This window comes from Helicovermis profundi (genome assembly GCF_033097505.1).
Taxonomy (GTDB): Bacteria; Bacillota; Clostridia; order Peptostreptococcales; family Acidaminobacteraceae; genus Helicovermis; species Helicovermis profundi.
Genome location: NZ_AP028654.1, coordinates 1,268,630 through 1,282,820 on the forward strand (window position 1 = coordinate 1,268,630; position 14,191 = coordinate 1,282,820).

The window sequence follows — 14,191 nt, forward strand, 5'->3', positions numbered from 1 at the left end:
GCATAATAAAAAATGCAATCCTATTAATTTTTTTATAGGCTATTTAATTGTTTTAACAAAATATCTATATTTATATTATATTTTTTTGATAGAAGATCAATTGTATCGAATAGATGTGTACATAGAATGCAACAATCAGCTATAGCGTCATAACTTCTAAATATATTTTCTGCTTGTGGATATTTTTCGACTATATCAAAAATTTCATCATTTTTATTAATCATAAATGCCTCCTTTATAATATTTAAATAAGCTCAATACAATAATAGTTTAAAAGAGTATATTAGTAAAGAAAATAAAAATAAATAAATTCATACATACGAAAATGGGGTATAATAGTAATGTGTTAAATCATAAATAGATAATTAATATTATGGAAAATTAGTTTTAATAATATTAACACACGAGTGGAGGAGAATATGCTTAAGAAAAAAATAATAGAATTTATAAAAGAATACGGAAATCCTGTATTTGATAAAGAAATATTTGATATATTTGATATAAAATCTGATGAAGTTGCTCTTATAAATAATTTACTAGAAGAGTTAGTCGCAGAGGGTAAACTTATAAAGACGAAAAAAAGAAAATTTGGTATTCCTGAAATGTTTAATATTTTAACAGGAAAGATGCAAATTACAAGTAAAGGGTTTGGTTTTTTTATACCAGATAACTCAGAAATTAAAGATATTTTTATTCCACCATCTGAATTAAATGGAGCTATGAATGGTGATACAGTTTTCATTAAAATAACAAAATCAAGTTCTGAAAATAAAAGACAAGAAGGTACAGTGATTGACATTGTAGAAAGAGGAACTCTTAGTGTTGTTGGTACTTTTCAAAGTAGTAAAAATTTTGGATTTGTTGTGCCAGATGATAAAAAGATCCATTCTGATATTTTTATTCCTAATGGAAAAACATCGGGCGCAAAAACTGATGATAAAGTAGTTGTAAAAATACTTAAGTATTCTGAAGATGACAGAAAACCCGAGGGTAAAGTTATAGAAATACTAGGAAATAAATCAGATCCTGGTGTAGATATACTTTCAATAATTAGAAAGTTTGAATTGCCTGAAAACTTTCCAAAAAAAGTCGAAAATGAAGCGAATAAAGTCCTTGAAGATGTAAGTGAAGATGAAATTAAAAGTAGAAAAGACTTTAGGAACCAAACAATTGTAACTATTGATGGCGCCGATGCAAAAGATTTAGATGATGCTGTTTCAGTAAAAAAATTAGATAATAATAATTTTGGACTTTGGGTTCATATTGCTGATGTTTCTTATTACGTTAGAGAAAATTCAAAACTAGACAAAGAAGCATTTAAAAGAGCAACGAGTGTTTATTTGATTGATAGAGTTATTCCAATGCTTCCAAGAAGACTTTCAAATGGTATATGTAGTTTGAATCCTAATGTTGATAGATTAACTCTTACTTGTTATATGGAGATAAATTCTAAAGGTAAAGTTGTGGATCACGAAATATTTGAATCTGTCATTAAAACAAATGAGAGAATGACCTATAAAGATGTATCAGATATATTAGACGGTGTTGAGAGTGAAGAATTAAATAAATATAATTATCTAAAAGATTTCTTTGAAAATATGAAAGACCTTAGTCTAATTTTAAGAAAGAAAAGAGATGAAAGGGGTACTATTGACTTTGATTTTCCTGAGCCAAAAATAATATTAGATGAAAGTGGAAAACCTCTTGATATAGTTAAGGCAGAAAGACGTATTGCAAATAGAGTAATTGAAGAATTTATGCTAGCGGCAAATGAAACAATTGCTGAGCATTTTTATTGGATGGAAATTCCATTTGTATATAGAATTCACGAAACGCCTTCTGAAGAAAAAATAAAAGACTTTAATAAGTTTATTTATAACTTCGGATACTCAATAAAAGGTTCGTTAGAAGAAGTTCATCCAAAAGCAGTCCAAGAAGTGCTTAAAAAGGTAAAAGGCGAGCATGAAGAACATATTCTTTCAAAACTTATGCTTAGATCACTAAAACAAGCAAAATATTCTCCAACTGATGAGGGTCATTTTGGGCTTGCTGCTGAGCATTATACTCATTTTACATCTCCGATAAGAAGGTATCCTGATTTACAAATTCATAGAATAATACATGAAGTTTTAAGAGGCAAGCTTACAGAAAGTAGAATTGCAAAACTTAATGAGATTGTAGAACTTTGTTCAAATCAATCTTCCAAGAGGGAGAGGATTGCTGAAAAAGCTGAAAGAGAAACAGATGATTTAAAAATGACAGAATATATGCTAGATTATGTAGGAGAAGAATATGACGGTATTATTTCATCAGTAACGAATTTTGGAGTTTTTGTTGAACTTGATAATACTGTAGAAGGTCTAATGAGAGTTAACGAAATGAAAGATGATTATTACGTTTTTGATGAAGCAAATTATAAATTAGTAGGTGAGAGGACAAACAATTATTATGCAATAGGAGACGAAGTTAGGATAGAAGTAGTAAAAGTAAATGTAGATCTAAGAGAAATTGATTTCAGAATTGTTAGAAAACTATAACATTTACGAGAAAATAGTTACAATTTGATGAAATTTTTCATTTTGTAACTATTCTGTTATTTTTATTTGATAATATTGAATTAGAGATAAATATTTTAACTACTCCCCCCTCTTTAGTAGTGTAAAAAATTGTTAGAAGAAATTAATTTTTCTTCTTTCTTTTTGTTTATAATAGAAAAAGGGTTTATAGATATTATGTATGAGGTGAAAAATGTATAAAATGGTTTATAGCGATATGGATGGAACTTTACTTAATTCAAAGAAGGAAATAAGTACTGAAAATTATGAAGTAATAAAAAAATTAAAAGAAAAAGATATTATTTTTGGAATAGCCACTGGGAGAATTTACCCAGCGGCAAAAATTTACTCCAAAGAACTCGATATAAATTCACCACTTATTTGTTCAAATGGTGCTATGGTAGTTGATGTAAATAATGACGAAATTATTATTTCTAATCCGCTCGACGCTCCAACAATAAATGAAATTGTAGATATAATAAAAAAATATGATGTTTATTTTCATTTATACGATAAAGATACAATATATGCAGAAAAATACGATTTAGTTATAAAATATTTTAGAGAGTTTTCAGAGAAACTTCCAGATGATTTAAAAGTTAAAACAAGCGTGGTAAAAGACATAAATACTATAATTACTAGTAAAACTATTTATAAAATTGGAGTATATTTTGATGATAGTGAGACTTCAATAAATATGATAAAAGAATTAAAAAGATTAAATAATATAGAAAGTTGTAAGTCAATGAGTTATATGTATGATATAATGGCGAAAAATATTAATAAAGGGTATGCCCTTAAACAGTTAGGAGAGTATTTTGGGATTGAGAAGGATTCCATTATGACATTTGGAGACAACGAGAATGATATTAGTATGTTAAAATATGCTGGAAAGGGAATCGCTATGGATAATTCAAGTGATGAAATAAAATTAAATGCTGACTTTATAACAAAAACTAATGATAATCATGGAGTTAGATATGCAATAGATAAATTTATACTAAATAAATAAGAAAAATTATTTATTTATACAAAATATAGGTGAAATATAGTATAATTATTGTATGAATAGGAGGCTGAAAATATGAAAAAACCTTCAGTATATATAATTATACTTTTTTTATTGATAATATTTATTAATGGCAATTTTTTTGCTTTTTCATATGATAATTTATCAGAAAACAAAGATATTACTGTTTATATAGCAGGTGATAACAATTATCCGCCTTATGAATTTTTAGATGAAAAAAATGAATTTAAAGGTTTTAATGTAGATATTTTAAAAGCAATTGCTAAGAAAGAAGGATTTAAAATCAAGTTTATGCCGCGTCCCTGGAAAGCTGCAATAGATTTGCTTGAATTTGGCGAAGTGGATTTAATTCAAGGGATGACTAAGAGTGAAGAGCGAAGTAAAAAGTTTGATTTTTCTGATAGACTTATCAGTAATGAACAAGTTATTTTTGTAAATAAAGATACAACTTATATTTCAAGTTTAGATGACTTAAAAGGAAGAAAAATATCATATCAAAAAGGTGATATAAGCTATGAAATTCTTAAAGGTAAAGAAGGCATTGAATTAGTTGAATTTGAAAATCAAAAAGAGGCTATTGATGCTTTGTTAAATAAAAAAGTTTCAGCATTTATTGGAAATAAACTTACAGGGATTTATAACCTTCAAAAACAAGGAAATATAGAGCTTGTCAAGATTGTAGGTTCGCCTATTTTTAGCATTGATTATTCTTCTGCTGTAAAAAAAGGAAATACTGAATTACTTAGTGTAATTAATAAAGGCATTAAAGCAATAAAAAGTGATGGTACTTATGATAAAATTTATAAAAAATGGTTTGGAGAAACATTTGTTAATAATTCGAAGTATTTAGAGAAGATATTCGCAGTATTACTAATAATATTAATTCTTGTTGTTTTAATAGGATTAATAGTTGCTATAATTAACAAAAAACTGAAAAATGAAGTTGAAAAACGTACAAAGGAAATAAAAGAAAAGCAATTTGAAATTGAAAAAAACTATAGACAGAGTATTAATATTTTTGAAGGAGTTCCAAGTGGAATTATTGCTTTTAATAATGATAACGAAATCGTTCTTTTTAATAATTGTGCTGTAAAACTTCTTGATATAAAACTTATGAAAGGAATGAAACTTACTGAACTTAATTTGAATGAAAAATTTAATATTAATATAACAGATAGTGATGAAAAAATAAGAAACTCAGTAAGTTTTTCAAGAGAAAACAAAAAATATTATATTGATTACTCTTTTTCTAGAGTGGTAGGGCCTCATAAAAAAGAGGGGAGTATTCTTCTTTTACATGATTATACAGAAGAAAAGTTTTTACAAGATGCTATTAGCCATGACGATAAAATAAATTCGTTAGGGAGGCTTATTGCTGGCATAACTCATGAGATTAAAAGTCCGCTTAATTCAATGAAAAGTTATTTAGACATATTACCATCAAGATATGATTCGATAGAATATATTAAAAATTTAGAAAAAGTTTTTAATGAAGAAATATTAAGATTAGATCAAATGGTTACAAATATTTTAGATTTTGCTAGATATGATTCAACGAAGATGGATAGCTTTAACATTCACCAAATTATAGAAGAAGCTGTTGTGCTTTTTAAATTAAATGTTATTACAAGAAATATTAAAATTGAAAATATAACTAATGAATTTTATATATATGCAAATATTCAGCAATTTAAACAAATGGTTATTAATATTATTCAGAATGCAATAGATGCATCAGCTTCTGGAGATTTGATTATTATAAGGTCGTTTAAAAAACTTAGTAAAATAATTATTGAAATTGAGGATGAGGGTGAAGGAATTTCTGAGGATATGATAGAAAATTTGTATGATCCTTTTCTTTCAACAAAATCTAATGGTAATGGACTAGGACTTTTTATTACAAAAAAATTAGTTGAATTAAATAATGGAAATATAGAATTTGATTCGGATTTAGATGACGGAACTACTGTAAGATTGATTTTTGAAAATGAACAGACCAATATTTAAGCAGTTACTAGTTTATTGTTAAGATATTATTACTAATGAATTAATATATTGACTTAAGGTTTATAACTATGATAAAATTTCAATTGTTGTTAATATGAATTTCGATGGAAGAGTTATATAAGTAGGTGTTTTTATGGCAATTGGTAAACTAATTTCAAATAATAAAAAAGCAAGACATGACTACTTTATTGAAGAAGTTTATGAAGCTGGATTAGTTCTTAAAGGAACTGAAGTTAAATCGATAAGAAACGGTAAAGCCAGTGTAAAAGAAGCATATGCAGAAATAAATAACGGAGAAGCGTGGATACTTAATATGAATATTAGTCCTTATGAACAAGGAAATATTAACAACGTTGATCCTCTTAGAAAAAGAAAATTACTTTTAAAGAAAAAAGAAATTTTAAAACTTATAAGCTATACTACTCAAAAGGGCTTAACGCTTATACCATTAAGATTATATATTAATGATAAAGGTAAAGTTAAAATTGAAATTGCTGTAGCAAAAGGTAAAAAACTTTACGATAAAAGGCAAACTATTGCAAAAAGAGATGCAGATATGAGAATGAAAAAAGAATCAAGTTTAAAAAATTATTAACTTGATTTTTATATAATATATGGGGGCGTAAAGGTTTCGACAGGGGTAAGGAAATTTAGTAAGCGAGTCGTGTTTATTGGTTTGGGGTACACGTAAAAGAACTGGACCATAAATTAAACGCAGACAATAATTACGCGTTAGCTGCATAAGCAGCCATCCAGTTAGTTGCTTTTTTTTCTTGCCGCACTAACAACAGGATAACTTTTGCAAGGAGCGATTAGTAAGAAGGCTTCGCATTACTATGGACCTTTAGAAGCTGGTCCGATTTTAAGCCTGTTACATGGCGTAAAAAAGGACGAGAATTAAATATGTAACTATACTCGTAGAAAGCTACTTAGATTTACTTTTGGACGTGGGTTCGACTCCCACCGCTTCCACCAACCATATCCACTTCCAAATTATTCGGAAGTGGATATTTTAATGAATAATAAATGAATACTCTACTGTTATAATACTCAATAATAGGGTATTATAACAGTAGAGCTTTTTTTATATAGACTAATAAAAAATATATAGAGGATGATTTTATGAATTTTGAATTACTATTTACGCTTGCTATAAACAATATAAGAAGTTACTTATTTTTATGGGTTCTAAATTTCACATTGATAATTACTGCTGTTGATCTAAATGAACCACGTAAAAGCATTCTTGTAACGATGTTATTTTCTATATTAATTTCATTGGTTGCTATAGCTATGCTTACATATTATAATAGCGACTTATCTCGTGATGCTAACAAAGGTAGATTTGTTAAAAACATTAAGGATAAAAAGAAAATTTTTAGGAAAATTGCTATAGTTTCTTATATAGCCACTTTTTTAGTTTTGCTTTTACTCTATTTTTCTAAAACTATTGTTGCTCCGTATTTTATATACACTGGACCATTCAATTTGATTGTGCTTTTTATAGTTATTAATTTAAATGATATTTATATTAATAGCAAATATGATCAATTAAAATCTATGAGCTGGGTATTTGATTATAAAAGGAATCCTAAAATTAGAACAATGGCTGAAACTAATATAGTTTCAATGTCGATTTTTGATGAGAATAACAATTTTATTTATGAAAAAGAAGAGGAATCAATTAACGTAGAAAATTTTGTTAAAAAGCTTCCGCCTGGAACTATTGCAAAAAACAAAAATATTAAGACTCCTAATTTTAAAAATATCAAGTTTGATGAAATTTTTAATTATAATAGTGTTGATCAATATAAAACTTTACTTCTAAAAAAGTCAAATGAAGAAGATATAAAGAAATTTAGGAAATATATCAATGTACTGGATAAGTATTCTAAATTATATAATTATTTTGATAAAACAGTTAAGTGTTGCCGAGTTAGAGTCACTGTTAATTCAAATGTTATAGATAACTATGTAGAAGATTGTGATTATATTAAAAAATTCTCAAATACAAAAGATGTTGAACTCGCTTCTTTATCGATAAAAATGAATAATAATTTAGCTAAATTATCAGTCAAAAAATTTCTTGAAAGTTATGGTAAAGCAATTAAAGATTATGATATTAAAAAAGAAAAAAATAGAATTATTTTATTTGATAAAAGTACAGAAAAAATCAAAAAAAATGATGTAACATATTTACAGGAGGTAATGTCATTAAATATAGAAGAGTATAAATGTGTAAAGCAAGCAGAAAAAAAGAAAGATGAAATTGAACATTTTACGACTATTCAAGATTTTGTAAAGGGAAATTATTATAAAAGAAAAAAAGAAAAAGAAAAAGAAAAAGAGAAAAATGGCAAATCGCTTTACTTTTTGAATTTTGGAGAAATCTCATTCTATGTTTTTAAAGAAGATTTTAGTAGGTTAGCAGAGCTTGATAAATTCATTATTAGTAATTTTATTAATAAGGATATTATGGAAAGTATAAAATAAAGTGCCTTATAATTAAATTTTATGGTTTTTAAAAGTGGGTGAATTATATGAATATATTTATTGCAAGGCAACCAATACTTGATAAGAATTATAAAGTATTTGGATATGAACTGCTGTATCGCAACAATTTAAATAATTATTTTAGCAATGATATCTCTCACAACGCAGCAACTTCAATTTTACTAATAAATAGTTATGTGCATTTTGGTATTGATAATTTAGTTGGAGAGGCAAAAGCATTTATAAATTTTGATAAACATTTAATAAATTATGGTGTTGCTAAATTACTTGATAAAGACAAAATAATTATTGAAATATTAGAAGATGTTGCACCAGATGATAGATTAATGAAAAATATTTTAGAATTAAAAAATATGAATTATATTATTGCACATGATGATTACACAAAGAATAATAGGTATTCAGAAATAACTGAAGTTTGTAATTGGATTAAAGTTGATTTTATTGAAAATAGTAAGGAAGAAATTATATTTATTGTTAATAGATTTAAAAATAAAAGTAAAGTACTCTTAGCTGAGAAAGTTGAAACTAAGGAAGAATTTGAGTGGGCGAAAAACGTTGGTTTTAAATATTTTCAAGGTTATTATTTTGCAAGACCTTCGATAATGAAAAAGAAAAATTTGCCTGAAAATGCGCTTAAATATGTCCAACTAATGAATGAACTTAATGAGAAATATATTGATTATAAAAAAATAACAGATATAATCGTTACTGATATTTCACTTACTTATAGACTGCTTAAGCTGGTGAATTCTAAAACAAAATATAAAGATGAAGTTAATTCAATTCATCAAGCACTTACAATAATAGGTACTAGGGAGTTTAGAACTTGGCTATCGCTTGCAATGGTAAAAGATTTATCAAACTATGAAACAAATGAATCGGTAAGACTATCTATGCAACGTTCAAATTTTTTAAGTAAGATTGCCAAAACTTCTTCCTTATCTGATTATAGAGAAGAATTGGCCTTAATTGGTACTCTTTCTGTTATTGATACAATACTTGAAATGGATATGGAAGAGGCTCTAAAAAATATCCCAATAAATACTGAATTAAAATTGACTTTACTTGGTAAACAAACAAAATATTCAGATGCTTTTTCACTTTGTTTATTATATGAAAAAGGAAATTTTGATGAAGCTTTTAAATTAGCTCCATTAATAGAGTATGATATTGAAAATTTATCAAATGCTTATTTTGCGTCTGTTAAATGGGCGGATAATATATACAATCAACTAACTATAAAAACACTCTAATAAAACTGACTATGTCAATTGGAGTGTTTTTGCTTTTATTACAAATTTGAAACACATTTATTAATACGTTATAATTAAGTTAGTTAATGAAATACTAATCATATAAAAAACATCATTTGGAGGTAATGTGAAAGAAAATGTCAAATTACTATTAAATAACCTTCTACGGGCAATAGAATATGAAAGAGAAGAAGAAAGAGAAAGACATACTGAAGAAATAAAAAAACTTTCTGGATATGAAAGGGAGGAAAAAGGTAGAGCTTTTATAGGCTTACATAAAAGAAAAATCGGTCGATCTATGGGTGGCGATTGGATTTATGAATTTAGAAAAAACGGTTCAAAAGTACTTCCTGATACTGAAATTAGTATTGGGGACCAAGTTATTATTAGTCAATTTAATCCTCTTAATCATTTGAATCCAAGTGGTACAGTATATTCTATGTCAAAAAAAAATATTTCCGTCGCATTTCCAAGAGCCATTAAAATATCTAACTCAAATTCACTAAGGATGGACTTATTCGTAAACGATACTACTTTTAAAAGAATGGAAGAAGCACTTACTTATGCCAAAACACATACATTCCATAGGCTTCACACACTACTTTCAGGGGATTATTTAGTAGATACATCTGAAAGTGATATTCAAATAAATAACTTAAATGAAGTTCAAAATATTTCTATTAATAAAGCTATTGAAAACAATATTTTTTATAGCATTCAGGGGCCGCCGGGTACTGGTAAGACGTATACAGCCTCTTATTTAATTAAACAAATTCTTATTACAAAAAACAGAATTCTTATTAGTGCAGATTCAAATGCTGCTGTTGATAATTTGATTAGGAAGCTAACAGAACTTAAAATTGATGTATTAAGAATTGGAAATCCAATTAGAGTAAATAATGATTTAAAAGCATATACACTAGACTATAAAATCTTAAAACATGTAAAATATAAAGAAATAACTGAATTTGAAAAAGAAATTGAAAAATATAAATCTAAACAAGGAAGGTGTGTTAGACCGAATGCTAAAACGACTAGAGGTATACCCTATGACAAATTGCTTGAACTCGCGCTTTCAAATCAGTCTATGCGAGGACTTTCAAAAAAAACAATTAAATCAATGCGTCCATGGTTAAAAGCACAAAAAAAAATCGATGATTTATATAAAAAAATTCAAAGCAATAAAACTGAGATTCAGGAGTATTTAATCAATTCTCATAGAGTAATTGCTACAACAAATTCTACAGCGGGTTCAGATCTATTAAAATATGAAAATTTTGATTGGCTTATAATGGATGAATCAGCCCAGGCGTCAATTCCTTCTTCACTAATTCCAGTGCTAAAGGCAAATCGTTTTATTTTAATAGGAGATCATTTTCAGCTTCCACCAGTTGTTATTAGCTCAGAGGCAAAAAAACTGGGTCTAAGTACTTCATTAATGGATTATTTAGCTAATAAATATCCATATCAATTAACGCGCTTAGAAGTGCAATACAGAATGAATTTAAAAATAAATAATTTGGTTAGTAAGTTGTTTTATAATAATAAATTAATTCCCGATATCAGTGTTAGAGATAGGTTGATTAAAAAACTTTATAATGAGAATATTATAGAAGTAATTGATGTAAGTGGACATGAACTTAGAAAAAAAGATTCTAAATCATACTATAATAATTTCGAAATTGACAAGGTGATAGATTATATTGAAACACTAAAGTCAAAGGGAATTGAGGATAGTCAAATTGCTGTGATTTCACCATATAAAGCACAGACAATTAAAATAAAAGATTTAATTAAACATGAAATTGAAGTAGATACAGTTGATTCTTTTCAAGGAAGAGAAAAAGATATAGTAATAATATCTTTTGTTAGAGCAAATTTGAACGAGAGAGTTGGGTTTTTAAATGACTATAGACGATTGAACGTTTCAATTAGTAGAGCAAAATCAAAACTTGTGCTAGTTGGAAATTTTAAAACGCTTAAAACGGATAAACTCTTTAACAATATGTTAAACATAATAAAAAATTAATATGATATAATAAATTAATACTAATTAAAGTGAGGTAATGTTATGAATTTTAATGAAAAAGTTGAAAGTTTAAGAGATGATATAATTAAAACAACACAAGAGTTTATTAGAGTTAAGAGTGTAAAAAGCGAACCAAAAGAGAATATGCCATTTGGTGAAGGCGTCGATAATGCTTTGAAATGGATTCTAAATAAATCTGAAGAGTTTGGTTTTAATATTAAAAATGTTGATAATTACGGCGGGCATGCAGAAATAGGAAGCGGAGAAAAAGTATTAGGTATTTTAGCACATGTCGATGTTGTACCAGAAGGAAATGATTGGACTTATCCTCCATATGCAGCTGAAATTCACAATGACAAAATATATGGAAGAGGTACAATAGATGATAAAGGACCATTAATTGCTGCTCTTTTCGCTATGAAAGTTATAAAAGATTCAGGAATTAAATTAAATACTAAAGTAAGAGCAATCTTTGGTACGGATGAAGAATCGGGATGGGATGGAATAAATTACTACTTTTCAAAAGAAAAAGCTCCAGATTTTGGATTTACACCTGATGCAGATTTTCCAGTTATTCATGGTGAAAAAGGTATTGTTATTTTTAATTTTAATAAAAAATTCGAAGAATGCTTAAATGATGGTGGTATAAAAGTATTAAGCATAAAGGGTGGAAACAGACCTAATATGGTGCCGGATTATTGTGAGGCTAGACTTATAGATACAAAAGGGTTTAAGCATATTTTAGATGCATATAATAAAGAAAAAAATTCAAATCTAGTTCTTGAAATGGATGGAGAAATTACAGTGATTAAGTCATATGGTGTTTCTGCTCATGGTTCACTTCCAGAAAGCGGAGTTAATGCAATAAGTCTTATGTTAGAATTTCTAAATTTACTAGATTTAGAAATTGGAGATTTAACTAATTTTATTAGATTTTATTCAAGAACTATTGGTATGGACTATTATGGCGAACGAATAGGATGCGATTTTGAGGATATAGAATCTGGAAAATTAATTTTTAATGTCGGTGTAATTGATTTAAATAAAGATACTGTTACAATGGCGATTAATATAAGATATCCAATTACAATTAATTACGAAGACGTTATAAATGGAATAAAAAAAATAACAAATGAAAATGGTATAACTTTAGATGTATTAGAACATAAGAAACCAATTTATATTCCAAAAAACAATGAATTAATTATTAAACTTATGGATGTTTATAGAGAAGAAACCGGCGATATTAAAAGCGAGCCAATAACTATTGGTGGTGGAACTTATGCAAGGTCTTGCCCTAATATTGTAGCATTTGGTCCTTTGTTTCCAGAAGAAGAGGAATTAGCTCATCAAAAAAATGAGTTTATTGGTATAGATGAATTAATTAAAATGACAAAAATTTATACTAAAGCAATATATGAATTAACAAAATAGTAAAAGAAAATTCATTTATTAGAAAGAGGTTGTAATGTCACGAAAAATCAGTTTAGGCTCTCTTGTAAAATCCAATACTGGTAAAAGATATTATTTAAAAGAAATGCTAGGTTTTGGTGGACAAGGTGAGGTTTTTAGGGTAACTTTTGAAAATAAAGAATACGCATTAAAATGGTACTATCCAAACATTGCTACAGAAAAACAATTTAATCTTATTAAAAAATTGATATCAATAGGACCTCCTAATGATAATTTTCTTTGGCCAACTGAAATTGTTGTAGATTCAAGGTTCCATGGTTTTGGTTATATTATGAAAATTAGAGAAAATAGGTTTAAAGGAATCGTTGGTTTAATGAAAAGAAAAATTGAACCAAGTTTCTACACACTTATTCTTTCTGCTATTACAATGGTGGATAGTTTTGAGAAGCTTCATAAGAAAGATTTGTGTTATAGGGATATATCTTTTGGAAATTTATTTATTGATGAAAAAACGGGCGAGATATTAATTTGCGATAATGATAATATAACACACGAAAAACATGCAGATAGAAGTATTCTAGGTACACCTAGATTTATGGCTCCTGAAATTGTAAGGGGAGATAGTTTGCCGAATGTTGAATCAGATTTATTTTCACTCGCGATTCTTTTATTTTATATGTTAATTGTTCACCATCCTTTAGAGGGTAAAGTTGAATCAACTATTAAGTGTTTCGATTTGCCTGCTATGAATAAATTATATGGTACAAATCCGGTTTTTATTTTTGATCCTATGAATTATTCAAATAGACCAGTAAAGGGTATGCATGATAATGCTCTTGTATTTTGGAATATCTATCCTACCTATATAAAAGAATCTTTTACTAAGATATTCACTAAAGGGCTCAAACCAAATAGCGGATTTAGAATTACTGAAAGAGAATGGAAAAATGTATTAATTAGATTAAAATCGTCAATATATAAATGTTCATGTGGTGCAGAAAATTTTTATAATGCATTAGATTTCGAAAAGGGAAATAATAACCATTGTTGGAATTGTAATAGTAAATTAAAAATTCCACCAAGAATTAAAATTAATGATAATATTGTAGTGTTAAGTGAAAACACTAAAATATATAAGCATACTCTTTATAAAGATGGAAAAATTGACTATAAAAAAATTGTTGCAAAAGTAGTTGCTAATCCAGATGATAAAAGGAAGCTTGGAATTAGAAATTTATCAAAACAAGAATGGCTAGTAAAAACAATCGATGATAAAATTTTAAGTATAGATGATGGTTGGAGTATTAATATAGAAACTGTTTCTGAAGTGAAATTTACAGAGGGGATTGTTGGAAAAATTAGAATATAATTTTAAGGAGTTGAATAT

At 27.1% G+C, this 14,191-nt stretch carries 10 protein-coding genes and 1 other RNA gene; 10 read left to right on the plus strand and 1 reads right to left on the minus strand.

Going from position 1 to position 14,191, the window contains the following annotated elements:
* Nucleotides 1-32: 32 nt before the first annotated feature.
* Entirely contained in the window at nucleotides 33-224 is a 192-nt protein-coding gene (locus AACH12_RS05495; RefSeq protein WP_338537059.1) for a hypothetical protein, read from the minus strand.
* 195 nt (nucleotides 225-419) lie between these two features.
* Between AACH12_RS05495 and rnr the strand changes: the two genes are divergently transcribed.
* The 10 genes from rnr to AACH12_RS05545 all read left to right on the plus strand — a co-directional run bounded on the left by rnr (nucleotide 420) and on the right by AACH12_RS05545 (nucleotide 14,173).
* Complete coding sequence (rnr, locus tag AACH12_RS05500; protein ID WP_338537060.1) at nucleotides 420-2,537, plus strand: ribonuclease R; 2,118 nt, start codon at nucleotides 420-422, stop codon at nucleotides 2,535-2,537.
* Nucleotides 2,538-2,748: 211 nt separating this feature from the next.
* Nucleotides 2,749-3,567 (plus strand): Cof-type HAD-IIB family hydrolase, encoded by an 819-nt coding sequence (locus AACH12_RS05505; protein ID WP_338537061.1) that lies wholly within the window; start codon nucleotides 2,749-2,751, stop codon nucleotides 3,565-3,567.
* Between the two features lie 72 nt (nucleotides 3,568-3,639).
* Nucleotides 3,640-5,592 (plus strand): transporter substrate-binding domain-containing protein, encoded by a 1,953-nt coding sequence (locus AACH12_RS05510; RefSeq protein ID WP_338537062.1) that lies wholly within the window; start codon nucleotides 3,640-3,642, stop codon nucleotides 5,590-5,592.
* A 133-nt stretch (nucleotides 5,593-5,725) separates the two neighbouring features.
* On the plus strand, nucleotides 5,726-6,187 hold the full coding sequence (gene smpB / locus AACH12_RS05515; protein WP_338537063.1) for an SsrA-binding protein SmpB: 462 nt from the start codon (nucleotides 5,726-5,728) through the stop codon (nucleotides 6,185-6,187).
* Between the two features lie 21 nt (nucleotides 6,188-6,208).
* Nucleotides 6,209-6,567: a transfer-messenger RNA gene (gene ssrA / locus AACH12_RS05520) on the plus strand.
* Between the two features lie 147 nt (nucleotides 6,568-6,714).
* Complete coding sequence (locus AACH12_RS05525; protein ID WP_338537064.1) at nucleotides 6,715-8,085, plus strand: hypothetical protein; 1,371 nt, start codon at nucleotides 6,715-6,717, stop codon at nucleotides 8,083-8,085.
* A 47-nt stretch (nucleotides 8,086-8,132) separates the two neighbouring features.
* Nucleotides 8,133-9,362 (plus strand): EAL and HDOD domain-containing protein, encoded by a 1,230-nt coding sequence (locus AACH12_RS05530; RefSeq protein WP_338537065.1) that lies wholly within the window; start codon nucleotides 8,133-8,135, stop codon nucleotides 9,360-9,362.
* Nucleotides 9,363-9,489: 127 nt separating this feature from the next.
* Nucleotides 9,490-11,391, plus strand: a complete 1,902-nt coding sequence (locus tag AACH12_RS05535; RefSeq protein WP_338537066.1) for an IGHMBP2 family helicase — start codon at nucleotides 9,490-9,492, stop codon at nucleotides 11,389-11,391.
* Nucleotides 11,392-11,433: 42 nt separating this feature from the next.
* Entirely contained in the window at nucleotides 11,434-12,825 is a 1,392-nt protein-coding gene (pepV, locus tag AACH12_RS05540) for a dipeptidase PepV (RefSeq protein ID WP_338537067.1), read from the plus strand.
* A 34-nt stretch (nucleotides 12,826-12,859) separates the two neighbouring features.
* Nucleotides 12,860-14,173 (plus strand): protein kinase domain-containing protein, encoded by a 1,314-nt coding sequence (locus AACH12_RS05545; protein WP_338537068.1) that lies wholly within the window; start codon nucleotides 12,860-12,862, stop codon nucleotides 14,171-14,173.
* Nucleotides 14,174-14,191: the final 18 nt, after the last annotated feature.

Excerpts from the sequence above, each read along its gene's own strand:
- AACH12_RS05495 (WP_338537059.1), bottom strand. The coding sequence starts at position 224 with ATGATTAATAAAAATGATGAAATTTTTGATATAGTCGAAAAATATCCA.
- AACH12_RS05545 (WP_338537068.1), top strand. The coding sequence starts at position 12,860 with ATGTCACGAAAAATCAGTTTAGGCTCTCTTGTAAAATCCAATACTGGT.
- AACH12_RS05510 (WP_338537062.1), top strand. The coding sequence starts at position 3,640 with ATGAAAAAACCTTCAGTATATATAATTATACTTTTTTTATTGATAATA.
- pepV (WP_338537067.1), top strand. The coding sequence starts at position 11,434 with ATGAATTTTAATGAAAAAGTTGAAAGTTTAAGAGATGATATAATTAAA.
- AACH12_RS05530 (WP_338537065.1), top strand. The coding sequence starts at position 8,133 with ATGAATATATTTATTGCAAGGCAACCAATACTTGATAAGAATTATAAA.
- smpB (WP_338537063.1), top strand. The coding sequence starts at position 5,726 with ATGGCAATTGGTAAACTAATTTCAAATAATAAAAAAGCAAGACATGAC.
- rnr (WP_338537060.1), top strand. The coding sequence starts at position 420 with ATGCTTAAGAAAAAAATAATAGAATTTATAAAAGAATACGGAAATCCT.
- AACH12_RS05505 (WP_338537061.1), top strand. The coding sequence starts at position 2,749 with ATGTATAAAATGGTTTATAGCGATATGGATGGAACTTTACTTAATTCA.
- AACH12_RS05525 (WP_338537064.1), top strand. The coding sequence starts at position 6,715 with ATGAATTTTGAATTACTATTTACGCTTGCTATAAACAATATAAGAAGT.